The 20,206-nt window shown below is 51.8% G+C and carries 16 protein-coding genes; 6 read left to right on the top strand and 10 right to left on the bottom strand.

Translation table 11 applies throughout. The features are described from left to right. The first annotated feature begins 143 nt into the window (after positions 1-143). The 4 genes from JNJ77_15565 to JNJ77_15550 are packed head-to-tail and all read left to right on the top strand — an operon-like array spanning position 144 to position 6,892. Entirely contained in the window at positions 144-2,753 is a 2,610-nt protein-coding gene (locus tag JNJ77_15565; protein ID MBL8824005.1) for a TolC family protein, read from the top strand. Next, positions 2,710-4,749, top strand: coding sequence for a hypothetical protein (locus JNJ77_15560; GenBank protein MBL8824004.1), 2,040 nt, complete (start codon positions 2,710-2,712; stop codon positions 4,747-4,749). The genes JNJ77_15565 and JNJ77_15560 overlap by 44 nt, the downstream gene beginning before the upstream one ends. Beyond that, positions 4,749-5,471 carry an ABC transporter ATP-binding protein gene (locus JNJ77_15555; GenBank protein ID MBL8824003.1) on the top strand — a complete coding sequence of 241 codons (723 nt, stop codon included), beginning with the start codon at positions 4,749-4,751 and terminating at the stop codon, positions 5,469-5,471. Before JNJ77_15560 ends, JNJ77_15555 begins: the two co-directional genes overlap by 1 nt. A gap of 38 nt (positions 5,472-5,509) precedes the next feature. Then, positions 5,510-6,892 carry an ABC transporter permease gene (locus JNJ77_15550; protein MBL8824002.1) on the top strand — a complete coding sequence of 461 codons (1,383 nt, stop codon included), beginning with the start codon at positions 5,510-5,512 and terminating at the stop codon, positions 6,890-6,892. Here the strand turns inward: JNJ77_15550 and JNJ77_15545 are convergent. The 7 genes from JNJ77_15545 to rnr all read right to left on the bottom strand — a co-directional run bounded on the left by JNJ77_15545 (position 6,842) and on the right by rnr (position 14,823). After that, on the bottom strand, positions 6,842-7,495 hold the full coding sequence (locus tag JNJ77_15545) for a hypothetical protein (protein ID MBL8824001.1): 654 nt from the start codon (positions 7,493-7,495) through the stop codon (positions 6,842-6,844). The two genes, JNJ77_15550 and JNJ77_15545, sit on opposite strands and share 51 nt — an antisense overlap. Beyond that, entirely contained in the window at positions 7,488-8,591 is a 1,104-nt protein-coding gene (locus tag JNJ77_15540) for an exo-alpha-sialidase (GenBank protein ID MBL8824000.1), read from the bottom strand. Before JNJ77_15540 ends, JNJ77_15545 begins: the two co-directional genes overlap by 8 nt. Positions 8,592-8,680: 89 nt before the next feature. Then, entirely contained in the window at positions 8,681-9,691 is a 1,011-nt protein-coding gene (locus tag JNJ77_15535) for an AAA family ATPase (protein ID MBL8823999.1), read from the bottom strand. A gap of 13 nt (positions 9,692-9,704) precedes the next feature. Next, on the bottom strand, positions 9,705-10,760 hold the full coding sequence (locus tag JNJ77_15530; GenBank protein MBL8823998.1) for a metallophosphoesterase: 1,056 nt from the start codon (positions 10,758-10,760) through the stop codon (positions 9,705-9,707). Between the two features lie 71 nt (positions 10,761-10,831). Beyond that, positions 10,832-11,707, bottom strand: a complete 876-nt coding sequence (locus JNJ77_15525) for a UTP--glucose-1-phosphate uridylyltransferase (protein ID MBL8823997.1) — start codon at positions 11,705-11,707, stop codon at positions 10,832-10,834. Between the two features lie 405 nt (positions 11,708-12,112). Continuing rightward, on the bottom strand, positions 12,113-12,532 hold the full coding sequence (locus tag JNJ77_15520; GenBank protein ID MBL8823996.1) for a VOC family protein: 420 nt from the start codon (positions 12,530-12,532) through the stop codon (positions 12,113-12,115). Positions 12,533-12,534: 2 nt separating this feature from the next. Next, on the bottom strand, positions 12,535-14,823 hold the full coding sequence (gene rnr, locus JNJ77_15515; protein MBL8823995.1) for a ribonuclease R: 2,289 nt from the start codon (positions 14,821-14,823) through the stop codon (positions 12,535-12,537). A 135-nt stretch (positions 14,824-14,958) separates the two neighbouring features. Between rnr and JNJ77_15510 the strand changes: the two genes are divergently transcribed. Then, complete coding sequence (locus JNJ77_15510) at positions 14,959-16,872, top strand: phospho-sugar mutase (GenBank protein ID MBL8823994.1); 1,914 nt, start codon at positions 14,959-14,961, stop codon at positions 16,870-16,872. Here the strand turns inward: JNJ77_15510 and JNJ77_15505 are convergent. Both JNJ77_15505 and JNJ77_15500 read right to left on the bottom strand, forming a co-directional pair. Next, positions 16,867-18,120 (bottom strand): tryptophan 7-halogenase, encoded by a 1,254-nt coding sequence (locus JNJ77_15505; protein MBL8823993.1) that lies wholly within the window; start codon positions 18,118-18,120, stop codon positions 16,867-16,869. The genes JNJ77_15510 and JNJ77_15505 overlap by 6 nt on opposite strands. Then, positions 18,117-18,626: a MarR family transcriptional regulator gene (locus tag JNJ77_15500; GenBank protein MBL8823992.1), complete on the bottom strand. Its 510-nt coding sequence runs from the start codon at positions 18,624-18,626 to the stop codon at positions 18,117-18,119. Before JNJ77_15500 ends, JNJ77_15505 begins: the two co-directional genes overlap by 4 nt. 133 nt (positions 18,627-18,759) lie before the next feature. Here JNJ77_15500 and JNJ77_15495 point away from each other — a divergent pair, with 133 nt between their 5' ends. Continuing rightward, entirely contained in the window at positions 18,760-19,293 is a 534-nt protein-coding gene (locus JNJ77_15495; GenBank protein MBL8823991.1) for a hypothetical protein, read from the top strand. 94 nt (positions 19,294-19,387) lie between these two features. Here JNJ77_15495 and JNJ77_15490 read toward each other — a convergent pair whose 3' ends face one another. Then, positions 19,388-19,942, bottom strand: coding sequence for a hypothetical protein (locus JNJ77_15490; GenBank protein ID MBL8823990.1), 555 nt, complete (start codon positions 19,940-19,942; stop codon positions 19,388-19,390). Positions 19,943-20,206 lie beyond the last annotated feature (264 nt).

Below are 20,206 nucleotides of genomic sequence, written 5' to 3'. Positions count from 1 at the left end.
TTAAGCAGGGTAAGGTTTGCGGACGATACCTGCAATGCGGGTTATTCCGATTAGTGAAAGTTTATCGACCTTTGAAGGGTTCATGCATGCTGGTCAGTAGGATCAGAAGCACAAAGCGTCGCCCGAAGTTTGAAATCTGGCACGTGGCAGGTTTGTTCATAGCTGTCATTTTAATGACAGGATGTACACGCCGTTTCTTCCGCGAGCGAGCAGATTCAGATGTTGAATATCTGCTGGCGGCCAAGTCGAGTGATGAACGTTGGCCCTTGATTAATTACTGGGTCTATCCGCATGCGTTGTCACGGTTTGCTGATCTTGATAACCCCGACACGCCTTCAATGCCACCGGATGATCCCGCAGCATGGTTTACGGCACCGCGTGCTCAGCGGCCAAGCAAGATTGGCTATTATGAGGGCACCGGTTATCTGAACATGCTGGCTGAGTATGATGCTCAAAATCGTGCCACTGAACCGCTGGCTGATCCGAACAGTGAAATGCCTGCAGGCGCTGAGAATCCACAACGCAGACCGTACCGTATCAACCTTGAACAGGCGCTGGAACTGGCGGTCATCAACAGTCGCGAGTTTCAGGCGCAACGTGAGAATCTTTATCTTGCGGCATTGCCGGTTACCACGGAACAGTTCAATTTCCTGCCTCAGTTTTTGGCCACTCAGGAAGCGGTCAGGCAATGGTCGGCCGAGGAATCCTCCGTTGGTCCGACGAACAACTGGCAACTGAATTCAGCAACCGGGGTTTCGCAGCAATTTGCTACCGGGGCAGCACTGTTACTGAGGCTGGCCAATCAAACGATCATCGATGTCTCCGGCAAAAATGGTCCTACAATCAGCACTTCGAACCTGGTGTTTGATATCGGTCAGCCACTGCTCCGAGGTGGTGGCCGTGCTGTTGCATTGGAACCTCTGACCCAGGCTGAGCGTGATCTGCTTTATGAAGTTAGGAGGTTTGCCCGGTTCAACAAAGAATTTTTTGTTCAGATTGCGGGTGGCTCGGGCATCGGTGCTCCAGGCGGCCTTGCAAATCTCGTTACCGGTGCAACAACGATTCAGAATGGTGGTGTTGTGAGGGCCAATGCTCCAGTTCTGGGGTATCTGCCAACTGTCTTGCGTAAACTGACTATCGAGCTACAGCGACGCAATGTGGATGAATTTGTGGAACTGCTCACATTCTACCGAGAATTTGCCAAGGGTGGCGGATTGTCGCCTTTGCAGGTAGATCAGGTGGAACAGCAGATGCTCAATGCCCGAACACAACTGCTGTCGCAGGAAGTAAATTATCTCGATGCTATGGAACAGTTCAAGATTCAACTTGGGCTGCCTACCGATTTGCCTCTGGAATTGAACGATGATGTGCTGAAAGAACTGCGTGAACAGCTTTTCCGGTTCCAGAAGCTGGAACTGGATGCCCGCAAGATGGGGGAAGCCTTCACCAAGCTGCAGATGCGTGAGGATGGCACGGGCTTACGTCGCAGTATGCTGGAATTAATCCAGATTGCACCTCTGACAAAAGGAACCAGATTTGCAGCAACTTTTCCAGCCCGCCTGGAACGCTGGCAGGCCTTGAACAGCACGGTAGTTGAACATCAGTCGCTCATGGCAACCTCAATGGCGCTCGCAGGTCAGTTATCAGGCACCAATGGATTTTCAGCAGCAGTCGTCATCTGTCAGTCAACGGTTCCACCTTTACAACAACAGCAACTCCTTCGCGATTACCTGATCGACGAGAGTGAAGACCTGATCGATGCTGAGAAACCAGTGCCTGCTGAATTGGAAGCGAGGATCAAAAAAGCGCGACAGGATTTTGAGATTGGCGCCATCGATGAATTGTTGACGATTTACAAAAGCAAACCGTGGATGGCAGAACAGAACGTGCGCCTTCGCAAAGCAGCTCAAGAAGCGATTTTCCGACAAATCGAAGCACGCTTTTCATTAGTGTTTGATGAGGCGAGATCAGAGCTACAGGAAAAATTTGGCAAGCTGTGGCCTCAATTACCTCCTGTCAGCTTACATGGGAAAGATCTGTTGAAATTAAATCTTGATGAGGCACAAGATTTCGTGGGGCAAACAGCCCTTGAAAACAGGCTGGATTTGATGAATCAGCAGGCGCAACTGGTAGATTCATGGCGAAAAGTCGCTGTCTTTGCCAATTCACTCTTGGGTACTTTTGATGTACGATATAATGCTACTATGCTTGCCCCGCCTTCGGGAGTGATCGGTCAGGGCCTGAACTTTGATGGCAACAATACTCGCCATCAGCTTATTTTCAATACAGAACTGCCTCTCGTTCGTCGCATTGAACGAAACTTGTATCGGGCATCACTGATCGCGTATCAAAGGCATCGTCGTAATCTGCAGGGTGTTCAGGATCTGATCATGCTGCAGGTGCGAGCCAGGGTCAGGCGCTTGCAACAGCTGGAGGAAACTTACCGCATCCAGCAACGAGAGTTGCTTCTGATTTACTCGCAGGTGAATCAGTCGCGCGAGCAGTTGCAGGCGCCACCGGAACCGGGTGTGAATCGCGATACAGCTGCAGCAGCAGGTACGGCGACGCTACAGTTGCTGCAAGCTCAGACGCGAGTTCCCACCACGCAGAGCAACCTCTACAGTACATGGATCAACTACCTGATCGCCCGTATGGAACTGTACCGCGATCTTGAATTGATGCAGATAGACAGCCGAGGAGTATGGATTGATGACAACCGCAGTGCCCCCCCTGTCAGCCCCCCTTCACCATGAGGTCGTCGAGCATCACGTACCCGATGAACTGAAAGCACGTCTCAGCACACTGGATGAACCCGTTTCTGTACCGAGTAGACCAAAACGGAGCTGGACACCCGTTATCTTGGGTATTCTGGTTCTGGGTATAATCGGAGCTGGGAGTTATTGGGGATATCACCATTTTACCGCTCCTGAAGGGCCTCCCAAGAATCTGGAAACGCAGCCTCTGACTCGGGGCGACATCGTCCTGACGTTCGTGGAGAAAGGTGAACTCGAAGCGGCACGCAATACGGAAATCATCTGCCAGGTTCGTGCCAGCGGTCGAGGTAGCCAGGCTGCATCCAGCATTAAATGGGTTATCGAAGATGGAAGCAGGGTCAAAAAAGGTGACCTGCTCATGCAACTGGAAGATGCCAGTCTTCGTGAGCAGTTGAACAACCAGCACATTGTCGTGGAAGAGAAAAATGATCTTTATGAACAAGCCAAGGCGAATTTGAAAATTGTTGAAAACGAAAACCGCGCAGCGGAACTGACAGCCGACAACAATTATGAAATCGCCAAGATTGATCTGGAAAAGTTCAGAATGGCAGAAAAGCAGCAGAAGGAGTTCGACATTGATTCCCGTATCAAGCTTGCCACTGCAGACCTGATTCAATGGCGAGACAAATTAGGCTGGTCGAATCGAATGTTCATCCGCGGCTATCTCAGCGCCAATCAGAAGCTCAATGATGAGACACGACTAGATACGGCCAGCGTCAATCTCGACAAGCTGAAAAAAGAACACGAAACCCTGAATTTCGATAATCGACGCATGGAACTTGATCTGCTGAACAAGCTTGAACAGGCCAAACTGCAGTTGGAAATTGCCAAGGAAAATTCTGCTTCTAAGCGTGCACAAGCTCAAGCCAAGCTTACCTCAGCTGATCTGATTCTCAAGCAGGAAGCTCAGAAGCGGGATGATCTGGAACAGGATCTTCGGAATTGCAGGATCATTGCTCCGCACGAGGGCATGGTGATTTACTTTGTACCCGAGTCATCGAGATTCGGCGGACAGTCTCAATCATCAACGATAGAAGTGGGAGCGCCCGTGAAGGAAGGCCAGAAACTTATGCGCATTCCCAATCTTAGCCGGATGATTGCCCGTGTGAAGGTGCACGAATCCATCGTCACCCGAATACGAGGCGATGTGACAGCCCCTACTGGTTTTTCGACCGCTTATGATGTTGCCACCGCGATCAATCAGTGGACGCATATCATCAGTCACCAGGCCATTCCCGGCTATCATGCTGCACTGCCTAGTTATCTGACAGCCATCGTCGCACAGCGGGAGATCAAAGATGATCTGGCGCATCTAGATGAAGAAATAATTGAAGACGGCATGGCAGCAAGCATTAAACTCGGTTCCGGCGACAAGCCTCTCTGGGGACATGTCAAGGCAGTAGCTGCGGTGGCTTCTTCTACCGACTGGATGTCGTCGGATGTCAAGGTCTACCAGACGGTGGTCTCCATCGATGAACCTGCACAGAATCTCAAACCCAACATGAGCGCGGAAGTCACGGTAAAGATTGATGAACGCAAGAACGTGCTGAAGTTACCCATCCAAGCCGTGATTGAATCGGGTGGCAAGAAATTCTGCTACATCAAGAATGATAACACCATCGAAAAGAAAACGGTGGTTACAGGGCTGAACAATTATAAGTTTATTGAAATCCTTCCAGAATCTGAGATCAAGGAAAACGAACTGATCGTACTGAATGCCCGATCGTACGCTGAAAAAGTGGGTGACCTGCAGGGCAATGTCAACATCGATCCCGGCAGTATGATGCGTGATCGAGGAAACCGCAAGGGTGGGCCAGGCGGCGGACAGGGTATGCCGGGCAAAGGTGGCGAGAAGACTGCACAGAAATCCGGAAAGACAGCTACGTCTCCCGTTCGCAAGAACAGCGAGCAAGTGGGGCAGGGTAACAGCAAGCCATCTTCCAAATCACCACGAACCCAGGGAGCCGCTAACTGATGGCTTCCATCGCTCGCGTGGTCAAGCTGCAGAAAACCTATCAGATGGGCTCCGAACTGGTGCACGCATTGCGCGGGGTCTCCATCAACTTTGAAGAAGGTGATTTCGTTGCCCTGATGGGGCCGTCCGGTTCGGGTAAGTCAACACTGCTCAATCTGCTGGGTTGTCTGGATCGACCTTCTTCGGGACAGTATTTTCTCGCTGGGCAGGATGTTTCCCAGATGGGAGATGATCAGCTTTCCGAAGTCCGCAGCAAATATCTAGGCTTCATTTTTCAAGCATATAACTTGATTGCTCAGTACACAGTAATCGAAAATATTGAGGTGCCTTTGCTGTATCAGGGCAAGGTAAACGCTCAGACCAGAGCCCGTTGCATTCGGCTGGCTGAAATGGTCGGACTGGGCAAACGTCTTGACCATCGTCCGCCCCAGCTCTCCGGTGGTCAGCAGCAGCGTGTGGCGATTGCCCGTTCACTCATTAATGATCCGCATATCATCCTGGCTGATGAAGCAACGGGTAACCTTGACAGCAAGACATCCCATGAAATCATGACCATGCTGCTGGGGCTCAATGAAATGGGTAAAACCATCATCATGGTGACGCACGAAAACGACATTGCTGAGTGGGCCAGACGGGTAATCCGACTGAAAGATGGCCACATTGAAAGTGATGTACGCAACAAACCCATTCCGCATCGTCGACCTCACGGAGCAGTTGCCTGACCATGTTTGATTCGGTGGAATCCATCTTGTCGACTCTTATGGCGTACTGGCCGTATGCGCTGGGCGTTGGCCTGTTTGTGGTTCCAGCTATTCTGGCATACACTCCGATTGGAGGCCCGAAACTTCGTCGCAGTTTTGTCACTGCGGTTCGCAATCTCTGGTTGCACAAGCTGCGTTCATTTCTCTCCGTACTGGGTATCATCATTGGTACTGCAGCGGTGATTGCCCTGATGGCATTTGGCGAAGGCTCGATGCAGGATGCACTCGATGACATCATGCGACAGGGTGCAACCAATATCATCGTGCTTAGCGAGAAGCCCCCGGACGATGCTGCCTCCACCAGACGATCCTTCGTGGCGAAATATGGTCTCACCGAGATGGATTTTGAACGGTTCCGCACTACGATTCCTAATCTGATTCATAGTCCATTGCCGTTGCGAACCTTCAAGGCGGAGGTAAGACCGGTAACTGATCAGCGGATGCTCAATTCCCGCATCGTTGCCACCACGCCGCACTATGCAACGACTTATGGAATTGGTGATAAAATTGCTGCTGGCCGGTTTATTGTGGAAACAGATGAAACACCCTATCCCCGCAACATCTGTGTGCTTGGTTCCGAAGCGGCACGCGAACTGTATCCCGGTGAGGACCCGATCAACAAGGTCATTCGCTTTTCGGGCAAGAATGCAGCATTTACGATTGTCGGCGTGATGCGCGATCGGCCACCAGCCACCAGCGGTGCAGAAATTGAAAGTTACGACAAAGATATCTACATTCCGCTAGCAGCCAGCAAAGCACTTCTGGGAGAAACTACGTTCATACGCAGCAGTGGTATGCGTGGTGCTGAACAAGTGCAGTTGAGCCAGATCATTTTGACAGTCGAGCGGATGGATCAGGTGCGGGCTACTGCAGAGATGGTAACAGCTCAGCTGGAAATGTACCACGATCGCAACAAGCGAGACTGGAACGTCAAAGTGCCCTTGGACAAACTGGAGCAGGCCGAAATCACCCGAGACCGTTATCGCATTCAGATGGCGATGATTGCAGGCATATCACTACTGGTCGGTGGCATCGGCATCATGAACATCATGCTGGCGACCGTGACAGAACGCACACGGGAAATCGGCATTCGCCGTGCGTTGGGTGCCAAGCGAGGCGATGTGACGTTCCAGTTCCTGGTCGAAGCGGTGGTACAGACTACGGTCGGTGGACTCATGGGCGTGGGTCTGGGATTTCTCGTGATCTGGCTGGCGCCCATTGTTGCGGCTAAATTCTTCAGTCTGCGAGTGCCAGCGTTGCCTCACATCCCCAGTGTGTTCATGGCATTCTTTGTTGCAGTCATCGTAGGCGTGTTGTTCGGATGGTATCCTTCACGTCGCGCTGCCCGGCTTGACCCGATTGAGGCTCTGCGGCACGAGTAAGATGGCAGGTTGTCGCTTCAAAAATGGGCCAGTTGCAATTCGAATCAACTGGCCCAACAATACTCCCACACACCCAAAAAGCATGAAGGGATCGAACAGTGCATCCCACAGGTTGTTGCTGGGAGTGATGCCACCGGCAAAGCAGATTACTGCAATGAGCCAGGCCCAGGCCAAGTCGGAATAGGTTCGCCAGGCCCAGAGCATCAGGCCTGCGATTGCAGGCAGCATCCAGGTGGGATGGTAACCCCAGGCATAAAGATCATACCCGATGTAGCCAAACGTGGAGAGGTAGAGCACGCTGAGCAAACAAGCGATGCCCAGAGCCAGTTGCCAGGAAAAAATTGCTAGGCCGTGTCTGCCTTTCGTGCAGAGATGGATCAATTGGAAACAAATGATACAAAAGGTGGCAATCGAAAGATCGCCAGTTACTCCACGAAGATAGAACAGAATCGAGTGCTCCCTCCAGGGAATGAAGAGTGCCGTAGTCAGTAACAGCCCAGTACCCAGTAAAAAGCGTGGGCTGATTCGGAACTGAGCAAGTGTCCGCAGTGCAATACTGACCAGTATGCAAGCCAGGCCCAGGAAGCCCATACTATCAGTCATGTATCTGTTCCTTGAGCCAGGTGACATTAAAACGGCAATGTTTGATACCTTGTCGATGCCATGTGTATACCAGATCAATCGAGTCTCCTTGCCTGAGCATGGTGGGATAGGAGAATTCAATCACTTTCTGTCTGGTGGTCAGTGGCATGTATTCAAGCGTTTTGAATGTCTTCCAGTCGATACCGTTGCGGGAGTAAGCCAGTTCCAGTTTTTCACGGTCGTGTGTGGGGTTGTATGCCATCAGATACAGGTCAGGTTCCACTTGAACGACAGCTACCGGCGAATCTTCATTATGTACTTCAATCGTGGAGACGGCAGACCAGGTACGGCCACCATCATGTGTTTCCTGGACTTTCAAGCGGGGAGTTGAACGATAAAAGCGATTACGTTCATAGGCGTAAGCCTGCTGACCATTGATAGGAAGCAGGCAGGCCTGCAATGAGCCATGCTGATCACTCATGCGAACTTTGCGGACAAACTTTCCATGTGCATCAAACTGGAGCACCTCGGGAAACTTGTTGGTGATTTCGATATAGGCTGGAAGAAGAAAGCCACCATCCTGCAGTGGCACAGCCGGGCTGCGCACCAGTGTGCTGACATTGAAAAAAGGAGTGGTGAGCAACCGAAGTGGCGGCGACCAGGATTTACCATCATCGGTTGAAGTCATCTGGTTCAAACTGCTGCACGACCAGCCGAAGTAGCCCACGCTGACAAAAAAAAGATGCAGCCTGCCTGCATCATCGCGGATCATGGAGGAATTGCCCACCCGCCGGGTGTAACGACAGGCCGCCTGGCCTGCCTCGGCAGGTGAAATCAGTGGCGTGGCAGGTTGCCATTGTCCTCTCTGAAAGCGCGACTGATAAAGCCGAACATCGAGTGCGGTTTCATGCGTGCCGCCGAAAAAGACCATGAGCCGTTCATTGTTAGGCAATACTACCAGCGATGAACCGTGTACTTCCCCCACGCCGGGCGGACGTTCGACGACATGTGAAGTAAATGAGCTAGCTGAAGGAGGAGTTGCCGCTGGGAACGATGCTATTTGGAAACGGGGATCAGCTGGCGCAGGCCGCCAGCTGGCAGCGAGGGCCATTATCATGAGAATGACGAAGAGTTTGGTGGATGACCGTGGTTCGATGATAAAAGCTCCTGCCTGGCTGGAGAACCCCAGTTGGGCAGTACTCTATATCATGGAACCGGCACATGGCTCAAGATGTCCTGCAGCAAACGGTCAGCCGTTATCTCTTCTGCTTCCGCCTCGTAACTGAGCATCAAGCGGTGCCTCAGCACATCCAAAGCGATGGATTTAACATGATGGGGTGTGACAAAGTGCTTTCCTTCCAGTAAGGCAAAGGCCTTGGCAGCCAGGGCCAGGGCAATGGTGCCTCGCGGGCTGGCACCGTTCTGAATGTACTGTGCAATGGGAATGCCGAATTCTGTCGGCCTTCGCGTCGCATGTACGATCTGGATCACATAGGTTTCGATTTTACTGTCGAGGTAAATGCGGTCGATGGCAGACGACAACTGGCTGAGGACTTCTTTACCAATCACGGCATGAATGGATGTATGGGAGGCAACTTTCGCCTGACGTTGCAGGATTGCCTTTTCTTCCTCGGCATTCGGGTAATCGAGTTTCACTTTCATGAGGAAGCGGTCGGTCTGAGCTTCTGCCAGTGGATAAGTACCTTCATGCTCGAGCGGGTTCTGTGTCGCCAGCACCAGAAAGGGTTTTGGCAGCACATGAGTTGTTTCCCCAATAGTAACCTGTCCCTCCTGCATGGCTTCAAGGAGAGCACTTTGCACCTTGGCTGGAGCGCGGTTGATTTCATCAGCCAGGACGATGTCGGCGAAGATGGGTCCCTTTTTTACGGTGAATTCACCGGAGCGCGGGTTGTAAATCTGTGTGCCGACGATATCTGCGGGAAGCAGATCGGGCGTGAACTGGATGCGATGAAAGTCGAGTTGCAGGCATGATGCAAGCGAGCGGGCAGCCAGGGTTTTGGCCAAGCCTGGAACACCTTCGAGCAGAACGTGTCCACCGACCAACAGACCAATGACCAGCCTGTTCAGCACATGTTGCTGCCCGACCATGGCTTTGCCTAGCTCAGCAAAGAGGGGATCGAGTTGACTTCGCAAACGTACGACATCTTCTGCGTGCAGATAGGAGATGGAGTTGTCTGCGTGAGAAGGTGGTTGCATGGTCATGATGATATTAAATGCCTGCCAGAGTTAGAGTCATGCGATTCTGCTCCGATACGTTCAGCTGTTTGCGTGTGGGGGAGTAGTCGTACACTTCCATCGTTTGGCGATCCTTATTGAATTCGAGTAATCGCAGCCAGCCATCACCACCTTTGGGCCGCATCTGGAAATTGACCAGGATTTGTGGAACAGACCGGCCGCCTGGTGTTTTTGAAATGAACTTGCCCAACCCATCGTTCAGTACATGTCCATTGAGTGTCAGGATAAAGTTCTCATGTTTGCTGATGAGCAGGTTCCATAAATCTTCACCATCGCATACATCATCCTGAGTTGCCTTGGCAACCGGATAGGCATGTGGATTCCATTTCTGGTTTGCTCCGTATTTCCTCCAGTCATATCTAGTGTCGTCAGAATAAATGAAGGCATGGGTGATCAGGATGATTTCATGTTTGGGATATTTGGTAGCAACTTCGTTGGCCCATCGAACGACATCCCTTCTTGGGCCGAATTCCAGTGCCAATACTAACAGGTTCCGGTCAGCCACTTGAAGTGTGTGGAAAGTGTTTTCCATTCGATCAGGTTCTTTATCGTAAGCTCCGCCAAACTGAGGGCGGGTGCGATATTCGGACATAGGGAAATAATTGTTGAGTAGCGTGGTTCGATCCTTGCATCCACCACCTTCGCTATAGTCGTGGTTGCCTGGACACATGAAGTAGGGAACTTTGCCATCGAGTTGTCGCATGGCACGCTGGGCGTTTTCCCATTCCACGGGTCTGTTGTTATTGGTGATGTCACCCAGATGCAGCACGCCAGCGATGTTGCGTTTCTCGTGGCTGTCTACAATCCATTGTGTTTGAGCCAGGAATGTAGCCGGGAAGCGCTCACTGTAGTTCTGAGTGTCAGGCAGCACGGCCAGGGTGAATGAGCCGGAAACTGGCAGCGGCGGTTCGCCGTCGATCAACTTGCCGTCAGCGTATGGGTCTTTGGTCTGATTCTGTCCGAGCAAGTTGGTCAGTGGCCAGGTGGCAAAGGCAGCAGCCAGGGCTTGGCGACGATCAAAGAGGTGCATGCACAATCTCCGAAGGATTTCTCACTGTAGCAAAGTCAGGAGCAATGTGCCACGATGGAATGGGTAGTGCGTCATAAAACTCGACGCAGATGTTCACGCAGTGAGGGGCCATACTTCTGATCAGCCAGTGCAAAATCGACGAAGGCACTGTAATAACTCTCAAAGTTGCCTATATCGTAGCGTTGCTCGTGTTTGCCCAGGCGTATGCCCATCACTTTCCCACCCTGATGAATCAGGGTGCGGATGGCATCGGTGAGTTGAATCTCGCCACCTTTGCCGGGCTGTGTTTTCGCCAGCAGATCGAAGATAGCCGGGCTGAAGACATAGCGGGCAGCAACAGCCAGGTTGCTTGGCGCTTCAGCTTCGGATGGTTTTTCGATGATATCAGCCAGGGTGAATACGTCAGCTGCTTCACCCTTTGGTTTGGCAATGCCATACTGTTTCACTTCATGCTTTGGCACTTCTTCAAAACAGATCACTGCGTCTGCCGACTGCTGTTCAAATGCATCGAGCATGCGCTGCACAATACGCGACTGGGCATTGATGCCGATGATGGAATCGCCCAGCGCGACGACGAACGATTGCTGACCGACAAATGGCCGGGCACAGAGCACTGCGTGTCCGAGGCCCAGTTGCCTGCGCTGCCGCGTATAACAGAATTCGAGCGCTGCCCGTTCAAACGCCAGTTCGCTAAGCAATTCTTCTTTTCCCGTTTCACGGAGGAAGTTGATCAACTCACTGTTGAGATCGAAATGATTCTCGATGGAGTTTTTCCCCGGCCCGGTGACAAAGAGCATCCGCTTGATGCCTGACCCTGCCAGTTCTTCGACGACATATTGCACGACCGGCTTGCGGCCCACCGGCAACATTTCCTTAGGCTGGCTTTTCGTGGAAGGCAGCAGACGAGTACCAGCACCGGCAACAGGGATAACGGCGAGGTCGATCATTTATTTCTCTCGGCAGGCTTTGAGGAAATGATACAAACAATGACCCGTAAGTAACTTCGCTATCTACTTATACTCTTTCTTTCCTGTTTAAGCCCCATTCGCAGAAAGATACCAAAACAAAATATAACGCAGCACAATGAACTTAATGCGAGCCATCCTTGTGAATCAGTAATGATGTCATTTCTTACCATGATGAATAAGACCCACGACTGAAGAAAACCAATCGCCAGCAGCCAAAACCTGAGAGTTAGCCAGAGTGTCAGATTAGATGCCGAATAAAGACAAAGAATAACAAATCCAAGCGTGGAGAAGAATAAAAGTATGAGGTATGCAACCCCCGCACCCACTGCAGCAAAAGCCAGGCACATGGTATTCCTCAATTACGTTCGTCAATGGATGCCATTCTCAAAATCCTCCCCACAACGTAGGTGGCGCCACCTCTACCACGTTCCCTGCCGGGTCGTGAAAGTAGATGGAGGTGCCACCCGCTTCCCAGTTCACTTCGGAGATGATGGGTACCTGGAGTCTGGCGAGGTGTTCTCTCCAGGCGGGTAATTCCTCAGCAGCAGCCAGGAAAGCAATATGCCCCTGGCCTTCGGTGCCATGTGGTGGAATCTTTGCGAGGGGATGTGCCGGGCTGGGGCCATCAACGCGTGTTTCATCCGGGTTGAAAACGATGAGCACACCATCGCCACAGCGAAAGACAATCCCCCGGGTATTCATGTTACCCACGACAGGCAGCCCCATAACCTCCGAATAAAACCGGCGAATGGCTAGCAAATCACGACCGCACAGGCAGGTTTCAAAGATGCGTCGGGCCTGCATGTCTACTTACCTCTCTTCTTTCCCTTGCCTTTCGGCTTGGTTGCCGGGCGGAATGTTTTCTTCTTAGGCTTTCGCTCTTTGGTTCGTCGTGGTCGGCGTAATGCTTCTTCAACAGCCTCTTCTTCGCAAGCCGATGTGACAGCTCCTGCTGGCTTGATGCCCTTGCTCGGATCATCCACTACACGGAAATCGAGTCGGCGGCGATAGACATCGACGCGTGCCACTTCCACCCAGACCGTGTCGCCGAGCCGATAGCGATTCTTGCTGCGTGTGCCGATGAGCGTGTGGGTAGTTTCATCGTAATGATAATAATCGTCCGCGAGGGCTGCGATGCGCACCAGGCCATCGACCGGCAACTGTGTCGGAGTACAGAAGAAGCCGAAGCTCTCCACGCCAGTGATAATTGCTTTCCATACGCTGCCAAGCTTGTCGCTGAGGTAGTCGAGTAATCGAATCTTGATCAGTTCCTGCTCAGCCTTGTCAGCCCGGCGTTCCATTTCGGAACAATGTTCTCCCAGGTTGACGAGTTCTCGTTCATCATTTTTAACACGGCCTGTCAGTTGCCAGCGGGTGATCAGGCGATGCACTGTGAGATCAGGGTAACGTCTGATGGGCGAGGTGTAATGACAGTAATCTTTGCTGGCCAGGGCATAGTGCCCTTCATCCTTGGGAGAGTAAACAGCCTGCTTCAGGCTTCGCAATAGGGCATAATGAACAGCAAACTGATCAGGCCGTTTGCTGGAAGCTTTCAAAAGCCGCTGTAATTGAAAACGGTCAGTGGGAGTTTTGCGATTGACTTCATAGCCGAGGGCAGAGACGAACGTCAGCAAGTCTTCGAGTTTGACTGGGTCGGGTGCCGGGTGAATGCGGCGTAAAAAAGGTACATCGAGTTGATCCAGCTTGGTAGCCACGGCTTCATTGGCACTGAGCATGCATTCTTCAATCACTTGATGGGAGATGTCATTGACAGAAAGATGAGCACCATCGACTTTCCCATCGTCGGTGTAATCGAGTTCCACTTCAGGCATGCTGAGTTCGAGCACACCCTGCTGGTAGCGCCGTTTCCGGCGCATCAGGGTGAATTGCCTCATCAGTAACAACATCTGCTGCAAATCGGGATGGATGTCTTCGACAGGTTCCTTGTTATCTTGCTTCTGGTAAAACTCGGAAACCTGTTCGTAATGAAACCGCTTGCTGACCTTGATGGCGCCGCGAACAAAGTCGGAATGGATAGGCTCGCCGGAGGCATCGAATTCCATCAAGACACTCTGTACGAAGCGTACTTGCCCTTCCTGCAGACTTGCCAGGTGATTCGAGATAATCTCAGGTAGCATGGGAATGACTTTTTGCGGCAGATAGACGCTGGTAGCTCGTTCGCGTGCTTCCTTATCCAGTGCAGTCCCAGGCTGCACGAAATGGGAAACATCAGCAATGTGAACATTGACGTACCAGTGCTTGCGTGAAGTATCAAACCGGATGCTGATGGCATCGTCAAAATCCTTGGCATCAATGGGATCGATGGTAAGGATTAAATCCTTTGTAAAATCCCGCCGACCTGCCAGGTTGGTCTCATCAAATCGAGCAGCAACCTGCCTGGCTTCTTCGAGAGCCTCCGGGGAAAAGTGTTCTGGAATATTGAAAGCCCGGATGACGCTCAGCGTTTCAACGGTTGCACTGTTGGCTGGCCCGAGCACTTCGGTGATGACGCCTTCGCCACCACGATCCATCGTCGGGTAGCGAATGAGTTCCAGCACTACTTTATCGCCCGGCTTGGCCCCCTTGGCCCCCGGGTCGCCCACATGAACAGGCTCAGCGATGACACCTGCATCGACAATGACATAGCCTTGCTGTGCTTTTTCCGTGTAGGTGCCGACGAATTGTGTGGTAGAACGTTCCAATACCTGGGAGATAATGCCTCGAGGGCCAAGTCGTGAACGTCCTTTAGCCAGTTCGACTGCTACCGTGTCTCCCGTCATAGCATCGCCCAAAGCAAAGGCGGGGATAAAAATGTCACCATCGCGGCTTGCGCCTTCGGGTCGAACAAACCCGATTCCGCCTGATGCGACTCGGAGAGTGCCTTTGATCAGTTCAGGTTTCTGGGTCGAGCGTATCTCATGGTTTTTGCCATACGTAATTGATCCTTCGCGAATCAGTTGACGGATGGCATCGCGGAAGGCATTCTTCTGAGAAGCAGGCACCTGCAATCGCTTGCCCAGTGCTTTGGGAGTCTGTGGCTTGTAGCCTGGCTGGGTGACGTGTTCCAGTAGTTGTTCAACCCATGTAGTTCGCATGCATGGTATGATACGTGTTGCAGGAACAAGGTGGAGTGAATAACGACGCAAGAACCTGTCGATATTCGTTGGCAACCAACGTCGTTAGCCGTTACACTGCCATCATGAGTTGAATTGATCCAGCAGGGTGAAATCATGGATTTGTTGTCGGCGTGTCGTGCCGGGTTTGCGGGAATTCAAGTGGACAATGTGGTAAAGGAACGGGCCATTTCCTATCTGAGGCAGTGGCTCAGCGGTGAGGCGTTTTTGCCGTATCGCCCGCAGATACAGTGGCTGGTGGAACAGCAGCAGTGGACCGGCTTGCTGGATCGCTTTTACCAGATTTTGCCATTTGGCACAGGAGGCAGGCGTGGTGCTGTGGGCATTGGCCCGAACCGCATGAACCCGTGGACTTTGACCGCATCGGTGCAGGGGCATGCGGCCTATCTCAAGGAAAAATTCCCAGGTACTCCAGAACTACAAGTGGCGGTCGCTTATGATGTGCGTTGCTTTAAGGATGCCCGCAAGCAATATAACCCGGAGTTGCCTAATCCGGTTTTGAATCTCTCTTCCAAAGACTTATGTCACCTGGCAGCACGCGTGTATGCCGCCAATGGCATCCGTTGCTGGGTGCTGACGCCAGAATCGACACGATGTCTGGCTACACCGGAACTTTCTTTCGTCATCAGGCAACTCAAGGCACACGGTGGTTTGAATCTTTCCGCTTCGCACAACCCACCTGATGATAACGGAGGCAAGTTCTATGACGACTTTGGTTCCCAACCCGTGCCGCCTGACGATCAAATCATGGCAGACCTGGTGGATCAGGTAGAAGAAATCAAAGTGATGCCATGGAACGATGCAGTCAGGCAGGGCTTGATCAAATGGATTGATGACAGCCTGCATAGGGGTTACATCGATCTGATCTGCAAACAGAGCATGGTGAACCCGCCGGTGAAAGATGAATGCAAGGTGGTGTATACACCGCTGCACGGCGTGGGCGGAATGACGGTGCAGGAGGCACTGGTCAAGCAGGGATATACTGTCATTCCGGTGCCGAGCCAATCGACTCCGGATGGTCAGTTTCCGAATGTGAAATCGCCTAACCCGGAAGTGCCTGCATCAATGGAAGAAGGCACCAGGCTCGCTGCAGAACAGCATGCTGATCTGGTGCTTTCCTCCGACCCGGATGCGGATCGCATCGGCGCCATGATTCCACACGATGGAGGCTGGCGATTTCTTACGGGCAACGAGATTGCCTCGCTGCTCACGCATTTTCGGTTAGAACAACTCCAGGTGCAGGGCAGGCTTACTGCCTCACCACTGGTTATCACGACAACAGTGACGACCGGACAGATTGGCCGGATTGCCCGCAAGTTCGGCGTGCAACTGGTCGACGATCTGCTGGTAGGCTTCAAGTACCACGCAGATGTTCTGAATCAATTGGAAGTGCATGGCAAATACTACGATATCACCGGAAAGCCTGATGATCTGGTGATGGCTACGGAAGAAAGCCACGGCGCCATGGTCACCCCGGAAATTCGCGACAAGGATTCAGCAGGTCCAAGCCTGCTGCTGGCTGACCTGGCACTGTTCCAGAAGCGACGGGGCAGAACCGTCCTTCAATATCTGGAATACCTGAACCGTACCTACGGCTTCTTCTGGAACGGGCTGCAGAACATTGTAATGACAGGAATTCTTGGCAAACAACAGATGCTGAGTATGTTGTCATCGTTGCGTGAGAATCCACCAGTGGAAATAGATGGCCGAAAGGTACTCAAGGTGGTCGATTACTGGAGCGAAGAGAATCGCCTGGGGACGATCAAGGGAGAAACGGATCGTTCCAGTCGCAATTTGCTGGAATTTCATGTAGAAGGCAACGCGAAAGTGGCTTTACGTCCCAGCGGTACAGAACCTAAAGCCAAGGCCTATATCGAGGCCTGCACCGAACCTTGTTTACCTGGGACTGCACCAGCAGAGTGGAATAAGCTCTGTGCCGACACTGCTACGTCTGGCGAAGCCTTGGGTAGAGCGTTTGTGACGCTCGCCCTGGCACGTGTGGGTTTATGATGCAATCACATGTGCCTGGGCTTCCGCGATGCGCTGCTCCTGCAGTTGTTCATCGACCAGAGGCCAGAGTTCATCGAGTTCATCCTTGAACAGGTTGCCGATCAGCACATCAGTAATCAGGCCTTTTTTATCGGGATTTTTGCGGACCAGTTTGCCGAAGTTGAGTCCGTCGTAAAAGGCACAGACCAGGTTGCGCATTCGTTCCATGCCTTTGAAGTACTCCTTCTCCCAGCTACGCAGCATGGTTTCGCTGAGATCATTCTTCTGAATTGCCTGGTGAATCGTGTCAGTGGCCATCTTGGCGGAAGTGAGTGCCAGCAGCACTCCGGAAGAGTAAAGTGGATCGAGGAATCCCAGGGCATCGCCCACCAGGACCCAGCCATCACCTGCGGCTTGGGATGCTACATAGGAATACTCCTTCTGGGCACGGAAGATGTCGCAGCGGGTGGCGTCTTTCAGACGAGGTTGCAAGCCTGGGCAACGCTCCACTTCTTCAAAGTAGAGTGCTTCCATGTCTTTCGTACGATTCTGAAACAGGTAATCGTAACCAGCTACCACCCCGACGCTGACAATGTCATCGTGCAGGGGTATGTACCAGAACCATCCTTTTTTGCCTTTGGTCTGCATGACCATGGTAGGACCTTCATCGCGTCCTGTATCGCGGTAAGCATTCTTCCAGTAGGTCCAGAGCGCAGCCTTCTTGAGCACCGGGTCCCACTTACGGAGATTCATTCGGTCCATGATCAAGGTTGATTGGCCACTGGCATCAATGACCACTTTAGCAGCGACAAACTGTTCAGGCTCGTCATTGATCTTAACGCGAATTCCGGTGGCGCGACTACCTTCAAACACCACTTCGATAACCCGTGCTCCTTCATGCACAGCCACGCCTTTTTCACGTGCATTGTTCAGCAGCAGATGGTCAAACTCGCTGCGTCTGACCTGCCAGGTCTGCGACCGTTCGTGTGGATCATAGTCAGCAAAGTAGAATGGTTCCGAGAGTCTGCCGTTTTCAGAAACAAACTGCACGCTGTGCTTCTTAGTGAAGTGGCTCGACTTCATCTTGGGAAGCAGCCCCAGTTCCTTGATGACATGAAACGTGAAGGGGATCAGTGATTCACCGATGTGAAAGCGGGGAAAGTGTTCTCGTTCGAACAATGCTACTGTGTACCCTTTCTGGGCCAGTAGGGTTGCTGAGGCGCTGCCGGAAGGTCCACCCCCAATAACGATAACATCATACTGTTTCATGTTGAACTCCTGCGGTTGGTATTCCAGGGCCCCTGGTTTGTTTCATGTGGCTGCCTGACCAGGTGCAGCAGTTGCACCAGGGTTTTGAGTTCTGCATCCGACAAGTGCCCTAACTGTTTCTCATGACAGGCGGAAAGTGGTTCGTGAATCGATTCGAGAAGCTGCAGGCCTGCTGTAGTAATGTTGATCATGACAGAACGGCGATCATTCTGGCTTTTGCTGCGCGTGATCAGTTGCCTGTGTTCGAGTTTATCAAGCATACGGGTGACATCGGGTGCGCGGGATATCAGTTTGCTGACCAGGCTGAGCGTGGGAACAGGCGTTGGATGTTCTGCCCGCAACAGCCTCAGGACGTTGTATTGCTGAGCTGTTAAATCCCATTGGGCAAAGAGTTCTTCTTCAAAAACTTTCAAACGGTCGTAGGTACGCCAGAGCGTTAAATAGGCTTCCTGTTCGAGTGAATCGAACCGAATCCGATGCATGGAGGCATTTCGGGTAGCTGTCATACAGGTAGTATACATGTTCAAACAATAATTGTCCAGACAAATGAAATTCGACGGGATAAAATCGACAGATTCAGCAAATATCGTGAGATGGTTGGCGAATAACTCTCACAGCCAGCCCCGAAGGAGAATAAAAATGCAACCTGCCGCTTCTGTTCCTGCACTGATTGGACGATTTCTGGGGCTTAGTTTACTTGGCGTTGTCTGCCTGAGTTTCAGTGGTGTTCTTATAGGACTGTTTGTTCCATTTATCATTGGCTACGGCGTATACAGTGCTTATCGGTATTACCGATCAGGCGAGAAACCTCAGGTGCAGCAGCAGATTGTTGAGCCTGCGAAGAAGATCGTTAATGTGGCATACCAGGGTAGTAGGAAAGTGACAGGTGGCCTGCTCGGTTTTGTTGGCAGTATCTTCAAAGGTGCAGGCTGGCTGGTTGGAACAGTGATTGGTGGCGGCTGGACTTTAGCATCCGAGGTAATCGTCGGAACGATCCTGGGTGCAGCTTTGGGTGTGATGATCGGCATGCCGACACAGACCGATAGATACCTGGTTTTTGTGGGAGCAGGTGGTGGAGCGTTGCTGGGGCTTGCCAACGGGTTTGGCAGCATTCGCAGCAGGCAGCGACTCGCCAGGCTTCGCAAGATGGAATTGGCAGTGGCTCGGGCATAAGCGTGAACAGCAGACGAAGAAAGCCACCAGCTATCCTGGTGGCTTTTCGGTTTTCTGCGTCAGCTCTGGGTACTAACGAGATGTGACAGGTAGTCTAGTTCGAGAGAACTTTGTTGATGGAAGCTTTGACCTTTTCAACGCAAGTGTCGTCGAACTTGTCGAAAGCATGGTTAGCAAGAACTTTCTTCTTGTTGTAGATGATAACCGTTACATCAGCTTCCTTGGCAATCTTGTAAGCAGCAGGACCTTGGGGGCCATCAACAGCCAGGCTGACATTCTTAATGCCATTTTCGGTCTGCATCTTGGAGACAACATCCTTGATATTGTCTTCAGAGGAAAGGAATACTACAGCTGCACCCATCTTTTCCTGACCAGCCTTGGCTACAGCGCCATCGAGTTTCTTGATCAGTTCAGCAACTGGCTTGTCTGTATTGCGGGCAAACACCAATGCAACTGGCTTGCTGCCGTACTGACAAACAATGCAGTTTTCCTTCATACACAGATCGGTAGATTCTGCATTGAATACGTTGAATGGATGGAAGGCGCCGATGCCTTGACCAACCTGGGGACCAGACTTGATATCACTTGCCATCACCAGACCCATACAGGCCAGTACTGCTACGCTGGCAACGATCTTGCGAATCATCATGATGTGCTTCTCCTTGAGACTTGAAAATTGAATGGTCAACTAGCTGACGCTCACCAACAGCGACTCCGCTACGGTGACTCACTACCGGTAGATCATACGCAGCCCATCATCATTAGCAACTTTGGGGACATGCACTTTCTTCAATTTCTCACAGTTCGATCATCTCTTGTTGTGACAGGAAAAGATGGGAAATTCAGGCAGCCTCTATGTTCAGATTTTTGTTGCTTGACAGACAGTTATCTGGTTCAACTACATAATACCTCG

It is taken from the genome of Planctomycetia bacterium (genome assembly GCA_016795155.1).
In the GTDB taxonomy this organism is placed as follows: Bacteria; Planctomycetota; Planctomycetia; order Gemmatales; family HRBIN36; genus JAEUIE01.
This window is presented reverse-complemented; position numbering and strand designations above follow the sequence as displayed.

Coding starts and splice junctions, on each gene's coding strand:
- JNJ77_15560 (MBL8824004.1), top strand. CDS start 2,710: ATGACAACCGCAGTGCCCCCCCTGTCAGCCCCCCTTCACCATGAGGTC.
- JNJ77_15555 (MBL8824003.1), top strand. CDS start 4,749: ATGGCTTCCATCGCTCGCGTGGTCAAGCTGCAGAAAACCTATCAGATG.
- JNJ77_15550 (MBL8824002.1), top strand. CDS start 5,510: ATGGCGTACTGGCCGTATGCGCTGGGCGTTGGCCTGTTTGTGGTTCCA.
- JNJ77_15545 (MBL8824001.1), bottom strand. CDS start 7,495: ATGACTGATAGTATGGGCTTCCTGGGCCTGGCTTGCATACTGGTCAGT.
- JNJ77_15540 (MBL8824000.1), bottom strand. CDS start 8,591: ATGATAATGGCCCTCGCTGCCAGCTGGCGGCCTGCGCCAGCTGATCCC.
- JNJ77_15535 (MBL8823999.1), bottom strand. CDS start 9,691: ATGCAACCACCTTCTCACGCAGACAACTCCATCTCCTATCTGCACGCA.
- JNJ77_15530 (MBL8823998.1), bottom strand. CDS start 10,760: ATGCACCTCTTTGATCGTCGCCAAGCCCTGGCTGCTGCCTTTGCCACC.
- JNJ77_15525 (MBL8823997.1), bottom strand. CDS start 11,707: ATGATCGACCTCGCCGTTATCCCTGTTGCCGGTGCTGGTACTCGTCTG.
- JNJ77_15520 (MBL8823996.1), bottom strand. CDS start 12,532: ATGCAGGCCCGACGCATCTTTGAAACCTGCCTGTGCGGTCGTGATTTG.
- rnr (MBL8823995.1), bottom strand. CDS start 14,823: ATGCGAACTACATGGGTTGAACAACTACTGGAACACGTCACCCAGCCA.
- JNJ77_15510 (MBL8823994.1), top strand. CDS start 14,959: ATGGATTTGTTGTCGGCGTGTCGTGCCGGGTTTGCGGGAATTCAAGTG.
- JNJ77_15505 (MBL8823993.1), bottom strand. CDS start 18,120: ATGAAACAGTATGATGTTATCGTTATTGGGGGTGGACCTTCCGGCAGC.
- JNJ77_15500 (MBL8823992.1), bottom strand. CDS start 18,626: ATGACAGCTACCCGAAATGCCTCCATGCATCGGATTCGGTTCGATTCA.
- JNJ77_15495 (MBL8823991.1), top strand. CDS start 18,760: ATGCAACCTGCCGCTTCTGTTCCTGCACTGATTGGACGATTTCTGGGG.
- JNJ77_15490 (MBL8823990.1), bottom strand. CDS start 19,942: ATGATGATTCGCAAGATCGTTGCCAGCGTAGCAGTACTGGCCTGTATG.